Origin of the sequence: 'Nostoc azollae' 0708 (genome assembly GCF_000196515.1) — a bacterium.
In the GTDB taxonomy this organism is placed as follows: Bacteria; Cyanobacteriota; Cyanobacteriia; order Cyanobacteriales; family Nostocaceae; genus Trichormus_B; species Trichormus_B azollae.
Window position 1 is genome coordinate 891,226 of record NC_014248.1, and the last position, 19,178, is coordinate 910,403.

Annotated in this window: 12 protein-coding genes and 4 pseudogenes; 10 read left to right on the forward strand and 6 right to left on the reverse strand. The window is 37.9% G+C overall.

Annotation, left to right across the window (positions count from 1 at the left end; all coding sequences use genetic code 11):
* The first annotated feature begins 20 nt into the window (after positions 1 to 20).
* Complete coding sequence (locus AAZO_RS04065) at positions 21 to 1,664, forward strand: acetolactate synthase large subunit (protein ID WP_013190278.1); 1,644 nt, start codon at positions 21 to 23, stop codon at positions 1,662 to 1,664.
* Positions 1,665 to 1,728: 64 nt separating this feature from the next.
* On the opposite strand, the gene AAZO_RS04070 is transcribed toward AAZO_RS04065, so the two are convergent.
* On the reverse strand, positions 1,729 to 2,571 hold the full coding sequence (locus AAZO_RS04070; RefSeq protein WP_013190279.1) for a metal ABC transporter permease: 843 nt from the start codon (positions 2,569 to 2,571) through the stop codon (positions 1,729 to 1,731).
* Positions 2,572 to 2,647: 76 nt separating this feature from the next.
* Positions 2,648 to 3,469 carry a metal ABC transporter ATP-binding protein gene (locus tag AAZO_RS04075; protein WP_013190280.1) on the reverse strand — a complete coding sequence of 274 codons (822 nt, stop codon included), beginning with the start codon at positions 3,467 to 3,469 and terminating at the stop codon, positions 2,648 to 2,650.
* A gap of 89 nt (positions 3,470 to 3,558) precedes the next feature.
* On the opposite strand from AAZO_RS04075, the gene AAZO_RS04080 reads away from it, so the two are divergent.
* Positions 3,559 to 4,593, forward strand: coding sequence for a metal ABC transporter substrate-binding protein (locus tag AAZO_RS04080; RefSeq protein WP_013190281.1), 1,035 nt, complete (start codon positions 3,559 to 3,561; stop codon positions 4,591 to 4,593).
* On the opposite strand, the pseudogene AAZO_RS04085 reads toward AAZO_RS04080, so the two are convergent.
* Positions 4,566 to 5,633, reverse strand: a pseudogene (locus tag AAZO_RS04085) (ISKra4 family transposase). The gene AAZO_RS04080 and the pseudogene AAZO_RS04085 sit on opposite strands and share 28 nt — an antisense overlap.
* Positions 5,634 to 6,035: 402 nt before the next feature.
* On the opposite strand from AAZO_RS04085, the gene AAZO_RS04090 reads away from it, so the two are divergent.
* Complete coding sequence (locus tag AAZO_RS04090; protein WP_013190282.1) at positions 6,036 to 6,383, forward strand: hypothetical protein; 348 nt, start codon at positions 6,036 to 6,038, stop codon at positions 6,381 to 6,383.
* A gap of 196 nt (positions 6,384 to 6,579) precedes the next feature.
* Here the strand turns inward: AAZO_RS04090 and AAZO_RS04095 are convergent, their stop codons facing one another.
* On the reverse strand, positions 6,580 to 8,193 hold the full coding sequence (locus tag AAZO_RS04095; RefSeq protein ID WP_013190283.1) for a mechanosensitive ion channel family protein: 1,614 nt from the start codon (positions 8,191 to 8,193) through the stop codon (positions 6,580 to 6,582).
* Positions 8,194 to 8,677: 484 nt separating this feature from the next.
* Between AAZO_RS04095 and ahcY the strand changes: the two genes are divergently transcribed.
* Entirely contained in the window at positions 8,678 to 9,955 is a 1,278-nt protein-coding gene (gene ahcY / locus AAZO_RS04100; protein WP_013190284.1) for an adenosylhomocysteinase, read from the forward strand.
* A 167-nt stretch (positions 9,956 to 10,122) separates the two neighbouring features.
* Positions 10,123 to 10,206 (forward strand): element excision factor XisH family protein, encoded by an 84-nt coding sequence (locus AAZO_RS28640; protein ID WP_081462689.1) that lies wholly within the window; start codon positions 10,123 to 10,125, stop codon positions 10,204 to 10,206.
* Between the two features lie 711 nt (positions 10,207 to 10,917).
* Here AAZO_RS28640 and AAZO_RS44570 read toward each other — a convergent pair.
* On the reverse strand, positions 10,918 to 11,319 hold the full coding sequence (locus tag AAZO_RS44570; RefSeq protein WP_049790542.1) for a reverse transcriptase N-terminal domain-containing protein: 402 nt from the start codon (positions 11,317 to 11,319) through the stop codon (positions 10,918 to 10,920).
* A 237-nt stretch (positions 11,320 to 11,556) separates the two neighbouring features.
* Between AAZO_RS44570 and AAZO_RS43320 the strand changes: the two are divergent.
* The 5 genes and pseudogenes from AAZO_RS43320 to AAZO_RS43325 all read left to right on the forward strand — a co-directional run bounded on the left by AAZO_RS43320 (position 11,557) and on the right by AAZO_RS43325 (position 16,136).
* Positions 11,557 to 13,189 (forward strand): annotated as a pseudogene (locus AAZO_RS43320) (IS1634 family transposase).
* A gap of 115 nt (positions 13,190 to 13,304) precedes the next feature.
* The gene (locus tag AAZO_RS36780; protein WP_013190285.1) at positions 13,305 to 13,628 is read left to right on the forward strand and encodes a hypothetical protein; all 324 of its coding nucleotides are present in this window, start codon (positions 13,305 to 13,307) and stop codon (positions 13,626 to 13,628) included.
* 173 nt (positions 13,629 to 13,801) lie between these two features.
* Positions 13,802 to 15,475 (forward strand): annotated as a pseudogene (locus AAZO_RS04125) (IS1634 family transposase).
* 208 nt (positions 15,476 to 15,683) lie between these two features.
* The gene (locus tag AAZO_RS04130; protein WP_041639450.1) at positions 15,684 to 15,938 is read left to right on the forward strand and encodes a hypothetical protein; all 255 of its coding nucleotides are present in this window, start codon (positions 15,684 to 15,686) and stop codon (positions 15,936 to 15,938) included.
* Between the two features lie 9 nt (positions 15,939 to 15,947).
* Positions 15,948 to 16,136 carry a PEP-CTERM sorting domain-containing protein gene (locus tag AAZO_RS43325; protein ID WP_041639452.1) on the forward strand — a complete coding sequence of 63 codons (189 nt, stop codon included), beginning with the start codon at positions 15,948 to 15,950 and terminating at the stop codon, positions 16,134 to 16,136.
* Between the two features lie 461 nt (positions 16,137 to 16,597).
* Here AAZO_RS43325 and AAZO_RS04140 read toward each other — a convergent pair.
* A pseudogene (locus tag AAZO_RS04140) lies at positions 16,598 to 18,929 on the reverse strand (transglutaminase TgpA family protein).
* Between the last annotated feature and the right edge of the window lie 249 nt (positions 18,930 to 19,178).

Below are 19,178 nucleotides of genomic sequence, written 5' to 3' on the forward strand. Positions count from 1 at the left end.
TATTATTTTGAGGAAATAAAATGAATACGGCAGATTTGTTAGTACAGTGTTTAGAAAATGAAGGAGTGCAATATGTTTTTGGACTGCCAGGTGAGGAAAATTTGCACGTTTTAGAAGCTTTAAAAAACTCATCCATTCAATTTATTACTACTCGTCACGAACAGGGTGCAGCTTTCATGGCGGATGTTTATGGGAGGTTAACTGGTAAAGCCGGAGTCTGTCTTTCCACTCTTGGTCCTGGTGCTACTAATTTAATGACTGGGGTTGCAGATGCTAACCTTGATGGTGCACCATTAGTAGCAATTACCGGACAGGTGGGAACAGATAGAATGCATATTGAATCCCATCAATATTTAGATTTAGTGGCTATGTTTGCGCCAGTTACTAAGTGGAATAAGCAGATAGTTAGACCGAGTATTACACCAGAAGTTGTGAGAAAAGCATTCAAGCGCTCGCAAACTGAAAAACCTGGTGCAGTCCACATAGATTTACCCGAAAATATTGCTGCTATGCCCGTAGAAGGCAAACCTTTACATAAGGATAACAGCGAAAAAACCTATGCTGCTTTTGCTAGTATTCGCGCTGCTGCTGCCATAATTTCTCAAGCAGTTAATCCCATTATCTTAGTGGGAAATGGGGCGATTCGCGCTCAAGCTAGTGATGCGGTGACGCAATTCACCACCCAAATAAATATTCCAGTCGTTAATACTTTCATGGGTAAAGGCGTAATTCCCTACACTCATCCTTTAGCACTTTATTCTGTAGGATTACAACAAAGAGATTTCATTACTTGTGGTTTTGATAATACCGATTTAGTAATTGCAATTGGCTATGATTTAATTGAATTTTCTCCCAAAGAATGGAATCCTGACGGCAAAATTCCTATTATCCATATTGCTGCTATTTCAGCAGAAATTGATAGTAGTTACATTCCTAAAGTCGAAGTTATTGGGGATATTTCTGATTCAGTTAATGAAATATTAAAATTAGCAGACAGACAAGGAAAACCCAATCCCTATGCCATCAGTTTACGTTCTAATATTCGCGCTGATTACGAACAATATGCCCATGATGATGGCTTCCCAATAAAACCGCAAAGATTAATTTATGATTTGCGGCAAGTGATGGGACCAGATGATATTGTCATTTCTGATGTAGGTGCACATAAAATGTGGATTGCTAGACATTATCATTGTCATAGTCCTAATACGTGCATTATTTCCAATGGATTTGCAGCAATGGGAATTGCCATTCCTGGGGCTTTAGCTGCTAAACTTGTCTATCCAGATCGTAAAGTTGTAGCAGCTACAGGCGATGGTGGCTTTATGATGAACTGTCAAGAATTAGAAACAGCTTTGCGTGTTGGTACACCTTTTGTTACCTTAATTTTCAATGACGGTGGCTATGGTTTAATTGAATGGAAACAAGAAAATCAATTTGGTAAAGGTAATTCATGTTTTGTGCATTTTGGTAATCCTAATTTTGTCAAATTAGCCGAAAGTATAGGATTAAAAGGTTACAGGGTTGAATCAGCAACTGATTTAATTCCTGTCGTCAAAGAAGCCCTAATTCAAGATGTTCCTGCGGTAATAGATTGTCCTGTAGATTATCGAGAAAACCGCCGTTTTAGTCAAAAAGCTGGGGAGTTAAATTGTGATATTTAATAGGTAATCGTTAACGATTACCTATTAAATATCACCAATCACCCCTTCACATTTTCCCCACTCTTCATCTGATGGGACGTAAAAATTCCATGTCTAGGACTAAACAAAACAACAAAGCTAATATAAATAAACCAGACACTACTAACACAATTGCAGGGCCGGAAGGTAAATTATAAAAATAGCTGAGATACATTCCGCTAATACTAGAAATAACCCCAATTACCGCACCTAAAATCATTACCTCATGCAAGCGTTTGACTAATAAATAAGCCGTTGCACCAGGAGTAATTAAAAGTGATAATACTAAAATCACTCCTACAGCTTTCATGCTGGCAACAATTGTTAAAGCAATTAACAACATTAAGCCAAAATTTAGGCGATTAACTGGTAAACCAGCGGCTTGTGCGCCCAAGGGATCAAAGGTGTAAAATAAAAGCTCTTTGTATAGTGCAACAACGACTATTAATACAATCGTTGCAATGATACTTGTATCTCGTACTTCATCAACAGTTACGCTGAGAATATTACCGAAAAGGAAGTGATTGAGGTCGATTTTATTGCTTTTTTGAATCACGGTAATGAGGGTGACACCAAGGGCAAAAAAAGCTGAAAATACTATTCCCATTGCTGCATCTTCTTTGATGGGGGAACGGGTTTTAATAAATGCTATGGCCATTGTACTTAAAATCCCGGCAATAAATGCCCCGGCAAAAATATTAGCACCAATCATGAATGCGATCGCTAATCCTGGTAATACGGAATGACTAATAGCATCTCCTAGTAATGCTAGGCGTTGTACCATTAAATAACTACCAACTACTGCACACAATAAGCCTACTAAAATAGCGATAATTAGGGAACGTTGCATGAAGCCATATTGCAACGGTTCAATTAGTGTATTAAGCATGAATGAAAATGAACCACGAAGGTACGAAGTACACGAAGGAAAACAGGAAGAGGAGGAGAGAGATCAATAATCATGACTAAGCTGCAAAGTACATGACTTTCCCGTTGTAAGCACGATGGAGGTTTTCTTCTGTGAGGACTTCTTGGCGGGAACCTGTGGCGATTAATTCGCAATTTAGTAAGATTAAATCATCAAAATGGGCAGTGGATTGGCCTAAGTCGTGATTAACAACTAAGAGAGTTTTATTCTCTGCTGCTAGTTCGTGGAAAATTTCAAAAATTATGGTTTGGGTTTTTTGATCGATTCCTAGAAATGGTTCATCAAAACAAAATATCTCTGCTTGTTGGGTTAAAGCACGCGCTAAAAATACCCGTTGTTGTTGTCCTCCAGAAAGTTCACCAATGGGGCGGTTTTGTAATTCTTTCATCCCCACTCTTTCTAAGGCTTCTTTAACTACTTGGCGGCTAACTGTGGAAAAACTACGCAACCAACCTGTTTTTCTTACACGCCCCATCATCACTACATCCCAAACTGTAGCTGGATAGTTCCAGTCAATTTGGCTACGTTGTGGTACATAAGCGACTTGATCTAGTTGCTGCATTAAAGGTTGATTCTTGTATAAAACCTGACCGCTACTTATAGGAACTAATCCTAAGATAGCTTTCATCAAGGTACTTTTACCAGCACCATTAGGTCCAAAAATTCCTGTCACTTTTCCTGATTTAATAATGCAGTTAACATCCCCCAAAGCTTTCTGTGTCCGGTAATGTACTCCTAAATGGGAGATGTTAATGGCTGCTGTAGAATTCATATCAGTAGATTTTCTGGCTTGTGTGGGTGTCTCTTCTACTTGTATCCGTAAGGGGCTAAATTTTTCGTAAAAAGAAATATTTTGCATAACCGTAGTTAAATAATCATTCTTTGAGCTTACTATAAAAATGAGATAAATATGAAAGAATCTATAATTAGAATTTATCTCTAAGATAAATGAAACAAATACTCGGTATCAAGGGCAATACTGTGTTAAAGAAAACAAAGATTTCTCAGTTGTGTCTGGGAATGTTATTACCTTTAGCATTATTCAGTTGTAATCCATCAGACTCTCAAGCACCAGGAAATGGAAAGCGGCACGTTGTAGCAACAAGTACCATCATTGCTGATTTAGCCCAGGAGGTTGCAGGAGAGGAAGTAAAGGTCACTGGTATCCTCAAGCCTGGTGCAGACCCTCACGTTTATGAACCAGTACCCGCAGATAGTCGAGTTTTGGAAACAGCAGACTTAATTTTATATAACGGTTATAAGTTAGAACCGGGAATTATTAAGTTAATGAATGCTGTTGGTGGGAAAGCACGAAAGTTAGCAGTAGGGGAAGTTATCAAACCTTTAAAGTTACAGAAAAGTAAAGGAGAAATTGTTCCCGATCCTCATATTTGGGGAAGTGTAGAAAATGTCATATCTATGGTAAAAGCAATTAAAGAAGCATTAATTGAGTTATCACCAGAAGACAAAGATAAATTTACTCAAAAAGCTGCCGAATTGACTGAAGAATTACAACAATTCAATAACTGGATTACGCAACAAATTCAAACTATTCCTCCAGAAAAACGGAAACTTATCACTACCCATGATGCTTTTCAATATTATGGAAGTAATTATGGGATGGAAATTGCGGGAACTTTAATTGGTATTAGCACAGAAGAACAACCAAGCGCCCAAACGGTCAGTAAATTAGTAGATTCAGTTAAAAAAATAGGCGTACCTGCAATTTTTGCGGAAACCACGATTAACCCAGCTTTAATTACCACTGTTGCCCAAGAAGTAGGGGTAAAACTTGTCAAGAATCAACTTTACTCTGATTCTATTGGTGCAAAAGGAAGTGATGGTGATACTTATATAAAAATGATGGAAGCTAATACCCGCACTATTGTGGAAGCCTTGGGGGGTAAGTATACGCCCTTTGTTTTGAAGGGAGCATCGGGTTTTGGCAGAAAGACTCAAATAGGAGGCAAACCATTGAGATAAGCACAAGGAAGGGAAAGGACTTGGTAGACACTTTCAACATTCCACTGTGGGCCAGAAATTTTAATCCTTGCTCCAATCTGTTGAATAGCAGATTCGACAGATCCAGAACCAATAGAACACAGTTGTTTAGCTCGGTAGTAGGTGTAGTTAATAATGCTAGTGGGATATTTTTTGCTTATCTTGAAAAACTTTTTAACTTGTTTACCTCGACAATTATTAAATAAAGGTTGAATCGGCTCTATCTGACCTTGCCACAATAAACTCTCAACAGCTTGGAGATGCTTTAAATAACCACCAATTTGATAAAGATTCTCTTTGAGGTGATACCAATCCAAAATTTCCAAAGGTTTGAATTTTTCAGTTCCAAACTCTTTAACTAAATTCCAAACTCCATCATGACCATCCCCCAAACACACAAGGGGGTTAACCAAAGACTGGCTATTAACATAATCAACTCATGATTGATTAGTTGTTATCAAAAAATGCGCCATCATAAATTCCTTGTAGACGAAGGGTTTTACAGTCTCGCCAGTACCAGCCTGCTTGTAGTTTGCCCCTAGTCGTACTTTTCCACCATCCATGCTCACTTCACAGACAGGTTGTTTTCCTTGTGGTAGCTCCCAATCTTCTTCGACAACTAGTTTTTGTTGCCTCCTATGGCCAACTTTTACTCCTGTTAATGCTTCAATTTCAACTTCTGCTTGTTGATATGATTCCTTAGCTGATAGCCTCAAGCAGCACTTTTGAAGTAATGGACTTAATCGACTTCTTAGCTTCAAACCCAGTCTCTGCAACTGTTTAGCTTTTAGTTTTAGTTATCCTCTCCTACCAAGGTTTTGACTTTCCTGGTTTTACCTACTTTCCTTCCGGTTGTTTCTTCAATAAAAAAGGGCTATTTCTGGACTTACCACTTCTAATATTTGACTCCTTACTGTTTTTTCTATTCCTTCCAAGTCTGTTATCTGACTTTTGTCTGCTTCTTCATATAAAGTTGCTAATTCTTCTAAGCAGGCTTTAAGCCGTTCTTTTTCCTGGTTCATGGTTGCTAATCCACACTTGTTTATCCTTAAATTCTCCTAATACTTGTGTATCTTCCAATAGTGGATCCTCCCTGTGTTGAAGAAGTAAATCTCATTCTTAAACTCTCTCTAGAGAAAGAACTACTTACATTTTGGATTGTCTAGATTGATATGGTAGTCCTATTGGAATCAAGACTTACGCACTTTGACCAAAAAACTGTCATTCTGAATGTAGCGTTAGCGAAATGAAGAATCGCCGAGATACTTAGCTACGCTGCGCGAACACTATGACAAAAAATATTTTGCGTCAGTCCCATGAGTTATGAATTTACTGATGAAGACCAGACTTTCATCCAGGATTGTTATATAGAGGAATGAGATCCGCTACTCATGCATAGAACTTATACATTGGATTTTTAAACCATGACTAATAATCAAGATAATCAAGATAATCAAGATAACCAAATTAATCAGCCAGTAAGTGAAGATAGCTTTTCTAGAAAAGAACCAAATGTTAAAGAAAGGAATTTAACAGCAAATCCTGGGGATAGAATCTCTGCAAAACCCCAATCAATTGAAGAAAAAGCCCAACAAGTTGCTGTAGACGTACCTGATATTACTGGTGATCACATAAAGGTTCCAACTTATTTTGTAGTGGAAACTCCTGATGGTGAGAAAAAAGCCCTCCACCATGTCAAGGATGCAGAAGAAATCTCTGATATGATTCGTCAAGCACGAGTCGATGAAGAAGAAAATCGTATTTGGTGGTAAAGGTATAGAGGAAGAATTCAAAACTCAAAATTCAAAAAATGGGAACTAGGGAATGGGAAATATATCTTTACTTCTACCTCCTGACTCCTGATAGCATACCCGAGGGGAAGCAAGCTGTACTTAGTGTTCCGATAGCTTGCGTGGCGACGCAGAAGTCATAGGCATGGCCGTGGCGTCAGCCATACTACTGAACTCCTTAATCTGAATTATTTCTGGCAGAATTCAACAGTTGAGGATGATTCACTAAAATGGTTTGTTGAGGTATGGGAATGGAAATTCCAACTTGATCTAAGGCAATTTTTAGACGACGACGATATTCTCTCGCTACTTCCCATTGTTTGAGGGGTTGTGTTTTAATCCAGACACGAATCATCATACCGCGCTCGCTAAAATTATCAATTCCTAAAATACTCGGTTTTTCAATGATTTCTCGCTTCCATTTTGGTTCTTGATTCATGTTCAAAGCCACATCTTCAATTAACTTCAAAGCCTCATCAATATTGGCTTGATATGAAACCGGAATAGTTAAATCTGCCCGTGACCATCGACTAGAAAGATTGGCAACTACTTTGATTTCACTGTTGGGAATTGTAATTAAACGTCCTTCTGCATCCCGTACTTGAGTCATGCGTAAATTGAGATTCTCGACTAAACCTCCTACGTTTCCCACATTAATCACATCACCAAGGGCATATTGATCTTCGATGATAATCAAAAAGCCATTAATGGCATCTTTAATTAAGTTTTGAGAAGCGAGAGATACAGCTACACCAATTAAACCAGCACCTGCTAACAAAGGAACTATATCTATACCTAATGAAATCAAAATGGATAAAATTCCTACTCCCATGCAAATGAGGGTAGTAATGCTTTTGGTTACTCCTGAAAATGTGGAAACTCTTAACTCCATCCGTTCTGAAGTTTCTGAATTTAATAAAAAACCACCGCTAATTAGAGTTGTGGTAAATTTATCAATCAGGGCATAACTAAAACGAACCGCTACATAAGTTCCTAATACCACAATACCTACTTTTAGAGGAATTTGGGCAACTGCAAGAAGTGCCATTTGTAATGCTCTGGTGTAGGGAAATAGACCCAAGATTACAAAACTTCCACCTCCCCAAATGCCTGTTTGACTTAATTGAAATAGGCGGTTTTTAACTTCTGCTAAATGTTGATGTTCCTGTTGATTTAGTTGGGTTGTAATCGGTTGACCTGTTTCCGCATCTGGACAAATTGGTTCTACATCATCTTTTTGAGAACGGCGTTGATAACGATATATTAATGAACTTGACAAAATCATTACCAAAGCAATAGCACCAGCTATTTTACATTGGCTAATTAAAGATGAAGTTTGGCGTTCTTTCTTAGAAACTTCCAGGTTATCCTGCAAATTATCGGCGATTTCATTAGCCAATGTCAACGCCTTTAATTGACGTAATTTAGCATCTTGAGAATTGATGGTCATCAGATATTTGCCATTGATATAAATTACTGGCAAATCTTTGGTTGTTCGGATTTGTATCTTAAATTCTGGTGCTTTTGATTGAAAGTAATCTTGGCTAATTTCCTGTAAATTCTGTTGGATACTTTGTAACCGCTCGGAAACATCGTTTTTTGATGCAGCGATTTGAAATAATGGGCGACCATCTAAATAAATCCATTCGGAAACAGTTTGATTTCCGGTAGAATTACTTAGATTACTAGGAGTTTGCAAGTAGGGTAAAAGAGGAGTCCGGGCTGTAGTTTTTTGAACAGAGATAACGGTAACACCCATTGAAACTGCGATTGCCAAAAATTTTAAACGCACTCAAATACCTCCTTGAATTAAATTTATGATCGGGTAATCATAGAGTTATTTCCAACATAGAGGCTATATTATCTATCTTTGGTTAAATCTGCCTTTAGTTGCTGTTATTTCTATCTGGAGATAGATACACTATGCTGATAGCCATTACCAGAGCTGTTGTTCATAATACTAATAGCAGGGATTGGTGAAAATTGACAACTTGGATCAAAATTGTGATTGATAAATTCTCGCTTTTTTTGTGTTAAATACCCTCTGATTCGGCAATTACAGGGAAAATTTGCCACTTTTAAGAAATTATTGTTAAAGTACGTAAAGGTTTCTAGACCTTTTGTTTATAAGTATTCAGGAGTCAGGAGTCAGAATGCTTGATAAATTGGTATACTATCAAATAGTAGTGAGTTTAATCACAAGTTGTCAAAAGCTGACTGCTGATGGCTGATAGCTGAATGCTGATGACCTTTTTGTTTTTTAGAGGATAATTTGAATGACCGCAACAACTCCCAGATTAAAGCACGAGGTTAAAGACCTCGCTCTCGCTGCCTTGGGAAGACAACGAATTGAATGGGCTGGACGGGAAATGCCTGTATTGAAGCAAATCCGCGATCACTTTGAGAAAGAAAAGCCATTTGCTGGATTACGCCTTGTAGCTTGCGCCCACGTGACCACAGAAACAGCACATTTAGCGATCGCCCTTAAAGCCGGTGGTGCTGATGCTGTATTGATTGCTAGTAACCCTTTATCAACTCAAGATGACGTAGCTGCAAGTCTTGTAGCTGATCATGAAATTCCCGTTTTTGCTCAAAAAGGCGAAGATAGCGCCACCTATAACCGCCACGTCCAAATCGCATTAGATCATCGCCCCAACATCATTGTTGATGACGGTAGCGACGTGGTAGCAGAATTAGTTCAACACCGTCAACACCAAATCGCTGATTTAATTGGTAGTACCGAAGAAACTACCACCGGTATTGTGCGTTTACGCGCCATGTTTAAAGAAGGTGTTCTCACCTTCCCCGCAGTTAACGTTAACGACGCAGACACCAAGCATTTCTTTGATAACCGCTATGGTACCGGTCAATCTACCCTAGATGGGATTATCCGCGCTACAAATATTTTGTTAGCTGGTAAGACTGTTGTGGTTGTCGGTTATGGCTGGTGTGGTAAGGGAACAGCCCTCCGCGCGCGTGGTATGGGTGCAAACGTCATCGTTACCGAAATTGATCACATCAAGGCAATTGAAGCCGTTATGGATGGTTTCCGCGTGTTGCCAATGGCGGAAGCTGCTCCTTTAGGTGATATCTTTATTACTGTGACAGGTAACAAGCACGTCGTTCGGGGTGAACACTTCGATGTCATGAAAGACGGTGCGATAGTTTGTAACTCTGGTCACTTTGACTTGGAACTTGATTTAAAATACTTGGCTGCTAATGCTAAGGAAATCAAAGATGTCCGTCCTTTCACTGAAGAGTATAAATTGACAAATGGTAAATCCGTTGTCGTTTTGGGACAAGGACGTTTGATTAATTTGGCTGCTGCTGAAGGACATCCTAGTGCGGTTATGGATATGAGTTTTGCTAACCAAGCTTTAGCTTGTGAATACCTGGTGAAGAATAAGGGTAAGTTAGCACCTGGTTTGCACTCTATTCCTCGAGAAGTGGATGAAGAAATTGCTCGCTTGAAGTTGCAAGCTATGGGGATCTTCATTGATAGTTTGACAGCAGATCAAATTGAGTATATCAATTCTTGGACTTCAGGTACTTGAGACTTTGATTAGTTGATTTTGTGGGGATAGGCCCAAAAGCCTATCCATTTTTTTTCGTTTTGTGTTATGGATTTATTTAAAGAACCGCAGAGATGCAGAGAGCGTAGAGGGAGGAATAAGTTACTTCAAAAAGTATGATAAGATAGAGAATATCATTTAAAATTTATATGTCAGCGAAAGATTTTTTTCATAATGCAGTTAGGTTAGCTTTAGGAAAAGAGAATTGGCAAATTACTCATCATCCTTTGTAAGAGGATTCCAGAATATTAAACTGAGTTTTCTATGGCTACGCCACGCAAGCTATCAAAAATCAAAATAGTTGATTTTGTGGGGGTAGGCTTTTGGACTTATCCCCTCTTTATGGTTTAATGGGTGGAATTGAGTGATTTTGATAAATTAGAAAAACTCAAGCCGAAATGTAAATCCAAATGGAGAAATTAATTGAGAGATCATTTCATCATATTCATTTTCCACTCTCCAACGTCTATCTAATAAGAAGATAGATAAATTCCTCACTACATTATTAACTTCTCTGGTGTCAACTAATTGATTTAATAGACTATCTGGAGTCTGAACACTAAATCTACTATTTGGAAAAATATTTCCAGGTAGGCGAGAATAAATTTCTCTCGTGTCAACTGTTAGTTGGTTGAGTCAAGGGGGGATATTATTCCCCGCCCCTCTCAGTTAAATCTGGGCCTGGGACTTTCACCGCACCGAGCTTCCGATTTTCTTAGCTTTCGCACTTGCTGATATGGATATAATTGTGGCACCTTTCATGTATTGCTAGAAGGTTTTTAGTTTTCCAATTTTGATGGTTCCCATCAATATGATGGAGATGTACCTTCTCATCACTAAGCATTTTTAATCCACAATGTCCACATTTATGGTTTTGCCGTTTAATTGCTCTAGAGGTATTATCGTCCTATAACTTACTGTTGCGTTCGCTCCAATAAGTTAAATCACCGTCCTAGGGTGATTTCTCTCCTTTGACATTGATGTGTTTGTTTTCGGAGTAAGGAACTGATGGGAATGCTTTGTCTAGTAGTTGCAATAGTAGGGACTTTGAGAATCGGGGTTTTACCATCCTTTTTGGGAATGGGTATTTCACGTAATCCCTGATGTTTCCAGTTATTACCTTCGGTTCTCAGCTTCTCACTTAGTTCAAACCTTTGCTCAAAGGAGAGTGCGGTTTTCCCCTCTATTCCCCCTGTCTTTTTCTCAGCATTTAGCTGTGTTACTTGACAGATAGCCAGTAATCTTGCAGAGGTAGATTTCAGAATCAGCTTTTGTAGTGACTGCCCTTTCCGCTTGTAGCCAACTTGAATAGCTTTATATCCTACCTTCGGCACCCTAACTGTCACACATCAAAAAAAGCTGGTGAAGTAGTACACAAGAACTAAAGATCCTGCAAGGAAGAAAAGGCTTAATGAGAATAAGTATGATTAAAATGGGAATAGAGTGAGAGAATAAAGTTTTGTAAAGAAGATAAAAGAAAAGAAAATTTAATAATTTAAAAATTAAATTAGAACAGAAGAAGAAATGATTGAATCACAACAGGAGTTGTGGATAATTCTGTTGTAAAATCAAAGCTTCAAAAAATGGAAATTCAAAACCTAGACCATTTAGGCATAGTAGCAGGAATAATAGACGCCATAGGAGTAGTAGAAATAATCCTTGAAATTGGAGAGAAACTAAGTCCGGGTCATGTAGTAAAACCCATGATAATCAACGGGTTAGGATTTGTATAGAAACCGTTATATATGTTTCCCCAGTATTTTGAAAAAATCCCCTGTGACCATCTAATAGGACCAGGAGTAACACCAGAATATCTCAAGGACGATAAACTGGGGAGAGTCATGGATAAACTATTTATAAAAGGATTGGATAGAATATTTTTTGTTGTCGCTTTAAAAGCAGCCCCAAAATTTGGAGTATCCCTATGAGCAGGGCATCTAGACTCATCATAAATGCACATACATTGGCAATATAATACCAGCTTACCAGAAGTAATATTTGAGAGTCAAAAAGTAGGAAATAATCAAGAAATAGAAGAATTAGCAGTAAAATCACCAAAAGAAATAACCATCACCTACGGTTATTCTGGTGACCATAGACCGGAGTTAAAACAGTTCATCATAGAAATGATATGTTCAGGAGATGGAGACATACCAATATTTTTATAACTAGCATCGGGAAACCAAGCAGATTCACCATGCTTTGGTAAAATAGCAGTAGAGTACCAAAAATAATTAAAAGTTAACTAAAAGTTAACAGTCTCATAGTAGCGGACTGGGCCTTATATACAGAATCAAATCTGAAAATGATGTCAGATTTAAGCTGGTTATGTCCAGTGCCATTAAGCGTAAAATCAGCACAATGATGAATATCAACATTACCAGAACCAGAATTTGTTGATAGTAACTTACCCGGATATAAACTAGCTTCAAAAACAGTAAATTATCCAGGAATAGAACAAAGATGGTTAGTAGTGCAAAGTCAAGAAAGAAGAGAATCAGACCTGGGTAAACTCTCACAAAAAATTACCAAGGCACAATCAAAAGCTGTGCAAGACTTGAAAAAATTATCACCAGAAAAATTTGCTTGTGAAGCTGATGCTATCAAGTGGTTATCTAAACTATTCAAACAATTCAAATATCACCAAATTAACCAGAGTAAAGTTACTCAAATCAAATGTAAGAAAAAAGATAGTTCAGGAGAGATATCCTCTGAAATATCAGCTACAGTCTCCCAGAATAAAAGTAAAATTAATACAGAATTCCTGAGGGCAGGGCCTTTTATTATTGTTACAAACCTTTTGGATTCCAATGAACTTACCCGTGACTCCATCTTGAGTGAATATAAAGCTCAACAGTCTTGCCAGAGAGGGTTTGCTTTTCTCAAAGATCCATTATTTTTGCAGACAGTATTTTCCTAAAAAGTCCAGAGAGAATAGAGTCCCTGGGAATGATTATGGGTTTATATCTGCTGGTTTATACTTTAGGGCAACGACAAATTAGAACCCCTTTGAGAGAGTCTAAATCAACAGTAAAAAATCAATTGGGCAAACCAACTGACCGCCCCACTTTACGCTGGATTTTTCCATGCTTTCAGTCTATTCATTTAGTTACACTTAACCAAGAACAACACATCTCTCACTAGACTCAAGAGAGAGATTTCATTGTGAATCTTTTACCAGAGCATTGTTTTCCCTACTATCAATTAGTTACCTAATTCTTCTCTCTATTAATTTAATTTCTATCAGAAAATAAATTAATATCTTTGATTTATAGCTCTATTTTACTATGTCCATAATTTCTTTTTTTACTTCGATTTATTAGTCTAAGTTATGATTTATCTCTTGAATATCTTCATTTATCTGTTGACTCCTCTGGGCGGTGTTCTTTCTTATTGCTCCTTATTGAGAATAGCTTTTGATCCTATTTTTGGTGCTTTACTGTTTCTCCAATGCCTTTTTTCACTGCATCTGTTTGTTTTTATGCTCCCTTGGATTTTTTCTCTCCGTAATTTCCCTCTGTGGCAGTTTAGGGTACGGAATGTGGGTTATATACGCGTCTTTGTAGGCGGAATAGGTTCCGGCGGAATTTCTTCCAAGGTAACCTTTTCCAGCCCACATTTTGCACTTCATTTTGTAGTACACATACAAATGTAAAATACAAATGTAAAAAAATCACAGAAAGCTACGTAGTAAGCACATAATTGAAATAGTAAAAAAATAGACAATATAATACAAATTGCCAACAACTTGGAACTCGTAAGTCTTGACAATAAATTCAGAATAGATGAATGTAAATGAGCCTGAATTAAATAAAAATACCCAAAAATATGAATTACCAAAAAGAAGAGTTTGAGAGTAAGAACTTGGAGCACTTGGGAATAATAGATGAGATAGGAATTGTAGAAGAAATAAATAAGATATTCTGAATAGATAGTAGAGAGAAAGTGAATACAGGAGAAATAGTCAAAGCAATCATTATGGACTAGGTTCTCTATGGAGACCATTATATTTATTTCCTCAACTTTTCGAGGAAAAAGCCATAGAACATTTATTAGGAGCGGTAATTGAAGGCGAAGATTTAAATGATGATAAAATAGGCAGACTAATGGATAAGCTATACAAATATGGATTAACTAAATTGTTCCTAATAATTACCTCAGAAGTAGTAAAAAAATATGGAGTAGCAACCAAATATTCCCACCAAATATTCCCATTTAGGTTCAACCTCATTGCATTTGCATGGAGAGTATAATAATTGCCTAAATAATTGAGGACAAGAATTAGGAATGAACCGAGAAAATCAGATTAACATCACACAAGGATATTCTCGTGACCATCGTCCAGACTTAACACAATCTATATTAGATTTACTAGTAAGTAGTGACGGAGATATACCCTGATTTTTTAGAGGATCATTAGGAAATGAATCAGATAAACCAGTATTTGCTCAAATCTTGGTGGAGTATGACAAACAAATAGATTTTGAAAGTATAATGGTGGCTGATAGTGCATTATATAGCAAAAGTAATTTAAAATTAATGTCGAACATGAAATGGATAAGTCGAGTACCCTTATCCATTAAAAAAGCCAAAAACTTGGTCAAAGGATTTACCAGTACAGAACTGAAACCAAGTGAAAGCAAAGGATATAGCTATCAAGAAGAAAAAGTATCTTATGGGGGAATAGAGCAAAGATGGCTATGAGTAGACAGTGGAGACAGAAAAAAAGCAGACTTAAAGAAATTAACCCAAAGCATTCAAGAGGAGTTTCTAAAAACCAGTAGACAAGTAGGTAGATTAGTCAAAGGAGAATTTGAACAGATATCCTTAGCGGAATTAAAGATTAAAGAACTCGCAGCACAATTAAAATATCATAAAATATCGGACTTAGAAATTACCGACCGATTAAATAAAGGACAAACAGTAGTTGCTCAAGTAATAGGTAAACTAATAGGAAATCAGGAGTTAATCACCCAACATCATAACTCTTGTGGTCGATTTATTCTAGCAACGAATATTCTAGAGGCAAGTGAATTAGAAACCATAGGAATATTGAGAATATATAGAGAACAGCAATCAACAGAAGGAGTATTTAGATTTATCAAAGACCCGTTATTTTTCGCCCATAGTCTTTTTGTGAAGAATTCAGAAAGAGTAGAGATAATGATAATTTTAATGGCATTGTGTCTTTTGGTTTATAATCTGGGAGAAAGACAATTAAGAATCTCGTTAAAGACGCAAAAAGCGACAGTTAAAAATAAACTGAATAAACCTATAGAATCCCCTACTTTACATTGGATATTTCAGAGCCAGTGCGTTGGACTGGTTCCCCGACTTGTTAGGGAAGCTCCTCGGAAAGAGGTAGCAACTGGCGTATGTTTTCAAGGGATACTTTTTCTGAGTACACAAGGAGTTCATAGGATTCTGAACTTGACAGAGGAAGGTTGTCGAATTTTCCAATTCCTACCTACAGCTTGTCAAAAGTATTATTTATTTTCTTAGTTTTCAAATCTCTAATTCACTATTGCATAGTCTTGTATTTTCATAAGTGATTGAAAAATTCAAAGTCAACATTGTTGTCTAACTAGCTTTTTTTACACAATAAGAAAGCTGGAACTTTGACGTGCATAACTTATATTTTCATGGCTACTGGATTTTTAAGAACTATAGTTCTGAATTGCCTATGAATGTAGTTTATTTATGCTACTTGTTGAAGTTCGCAATGTGGGATGAAGGTTGTCCAGCTAAGAGTCTGAGTAAAAATTGTGATCTACCACCACCTGTGTGTACTGGTGGGTGCAATAAAAAACAAACAGATGAGATATTTGAGCATGAGAACATAAATCAGGAAAACTTTTATTCCAATATTGATGAAATGAACTGGATTGAAGAAGAAATACCAGAATTTCATATCAATGAGCCAGAATGCTATGAAGTACAAGACGAGTCATTTCTTAAAATTTAGAAACTCTTCTTGGCTGCTGAAGAAGAAACAAGAAATGATGACATCGAGATTGATGAAGATTCTGAATCACCTACCTCTGTACCCGAATCTACATCAACATTAGGACTGTTGTTACTCGGTGCATGGGTCTTTATCAAATCCTTGACTGATATTAGCTCGAGTTCATTTGTGGCAGATAGCAAATTATGGAGTTCTTGAACGTCCTTTTTTTGGATGGGGGAGCAATGGTTACGGTGTTGCTTATGCCCATATTTACTGTCGTGTGACATCAGGTAAGCTAACTCGCTTAGGTCATTTGAACTCTGACTATTTGGACAAAAAAGGGCAGATGCAAACGTTGCTACTACCCACAACAAAAGCACAAAATTTAATTTTGATACATCCTTATCTGTAGGTTTACTCGGTTTAGCTGCCTATTTAGGGCTATTAGGATGGTGTTTTGGCAGGTAATTAAATCACTATACCGGGGAATAGAAGCATTAGTCATAGCCTATTTGGCTTTTAGTTGTACTTCGTTTGAGTGCGCCCAGTTTACCAAGTTGGCATGGTGGGCACTTATAGCAGAGTGCTGAGTAATGAGCGCTGAGTTCTGAGTTCTTAGTAGGAATTTTCTCACCCTGCTATGTCCCTGTCACCTATCACCTGTCACCTATCACCTGTCACCTGTCACCTCCTATAGTCTTCATCTTTTGCAACTCTTTCCAACTTTGTTGTAACTCTTGCCAATTAGGAGTAAGTTCACCATAACGCCAACTCACATAAGCTTGACAAATTTGGTCAATGATTTGAGCCGTTTCTCTGGGATGTTGGTTGTATGACACTTGGGCGTATTCCAGAGGTGTTTGAGAGGGATGTTTACCTAAACCTTTTGTGGCTGTCCGTTGCAGCATTTGTTGATACAAGCTTTCCACGGGTGGTAATTTCTTCAAACACCTACTTTAGAGGCATTTTCGCCACTCTACCCAACCCAACAAACCTAAAAAAGCTGTAATTTTTCTTACTATTATAATAGCAGTCAAAACACTTAACCAACCTTGAGAGAATAAAGCTATAAACCAAGCGCTCGCTCTAAACAACCAGCTAAATAATGTCCCAAATACACCATTAAGCAAACCTGTCACCGGGGAAGGTAGCCAACCAGCCACCCAGTTCCAAAACTGCCGCAATACACTAAAAGTCCGGTCTTCTTCAATAGAAGCAGGAATTAAGGGACGACCAGGAATAGGAGCAAACGCGAACCAGCCATATTTAGGGAAATACACCTCCGTCATGGAGTAAGCGTCAGTGTTACGGACAATATACATTCCTGTAAACGGATTAAACTCTCCCGGTGCAAACCCAGCTACCAACCGTGCCGGAATAGCAATAGAATGCAGCATCACAGTTAGCACAGTAGGAAAATGGTCTGGATAGCCACCTTGATGTTTAAACAAGAAGGCTTCTACCAAATCTTCTTTTGCATCCAAATAAGGTAATCCCAAAGGATTTTCAGGGATAGAATATTTTTGCTTGAGATACTGAGCTAAGTAAAGGGCTTTTTTGTAAGCTGAATCCAGGGTTGTAGTCTATTGAGTGCGAGAAACGCGTTCATGATGATATCCTGCCAGAATTTCCTCGGTTTTTTGCCGGACTTTATCAGCAATTTCTGGTGGAATTTGCAAATAATAATTTTTAATATCTAGTGGGTATTTATTTCCCGCCTTACCCAACAAAGTGCGCTCGCGGGTTCGAACTTCCGAAACTACCGTATAAGTCATCCCTTCCGATAATTGCAGAGGTGATCGTAAACCCCCTTCCTGATCAACCGCAATCACTGGACCTGGAAAATAGATTTCCTTCGGATAAGACAAAGGAGGAATCAAATTAGGCAAATCTGATACCAAATTATAAGTTTGTACTACTTCCTTCCTAGGATTTGTAATTAGTGGCAGATCAAGAGAAATTCTGTAAGACCAAGAAGAACGCCTCAAAGTAATAACATCATCATTTCGAGAAATTTTCCATCCCTTACCTGTATAACGGTCAAAAGCCAAAACACGCCAAAAACCTTCTGCTTGGGATCTAATCCGCATCACCACCTTGGGTTTCATTTCCCCCCGCAGATTTTGGTTCATCTCACTATTAAAACCGTAATAAAAATTATTATCTACTTTTCCTGGTTCACCACTTCTTCCCTGTCCAGTACCATTCCCATCATCTTCACCATTACCTTGACGGACATAACCAGGATTATTAATATTACGACCTGTAAAATCACCCTTTAAATCAATCGGCGCACTCATAGGAAAAGAACGTAATTGATAACCAGAAAAACGAGGAAAAACAGCGAAAATTCCTAGGACTAGATCCAAAATTAGTAAAAAATTGACAATTCAAATTTTAAAATTGGCACTCGTAAAATTCTTTTTGCCCAACCCTTCTCTTGTTAATGGCCTCAAACCCAACCGTGACCGATAATCTAAAACCAAAGTTGGTAGAGCCACACCCAAAAATAACAGCAACTGTGAGCAAAACCCATAGTTTGACTCACAGTTGCAGCCACACCCAACAAGATTAACCCAATCACAATCGAAATAACCCAAATCCTTGCGTCGGGGAGTATCATAGCCGTCCAGCACCTGAAGCTCAATAAGCAATTGAGCCCAATTGATCCTTGTATCATTCCAGTCGCCCAAAAACCTACCAAAAAAAGCCCCCAAGGCAACCAACATTCCAATAGCAATGCAGAACTTAACCGGAATATTAGCATTGCGGCGACGGTAGTAACTCCAAATTGCACCAACTATACTCACAGGAACAGCCCAAAGACTAAAATTAGTCTCAGATGCAATATCCGTCGCCACAGTTCCTATACACCACCAGCCCTAGCACCAGCACCCGCAAGGAAATAGAATCTTCCACTTCTGCTGAAGACGACCTTTGTTTATTTTGTCGCCAGTAATCACCTGCGGGTACACGCCAAAACCGATTTATCCTGGAAAAATTTAACATTTTTAAGTAAGTAGAACTATGATATAGACGCTAAGGACACAATGCTAGGAATCAAAGCTAATAACCTTGTCTTCAACCTTAGCCTTACTCTATCCTAGCCTTAGACTCCCTCTAGGTATCTAAGGGAATCTACGCTGTTTTAGGAAGTGTCCTCCTCATAGCTACCTACTATAGATGACCTAATTAGTCTTTCTTGCAAAGAGGAGTAAACTTGAAAACCAGGATTATAATCTTGTTTTATTGGCGTTT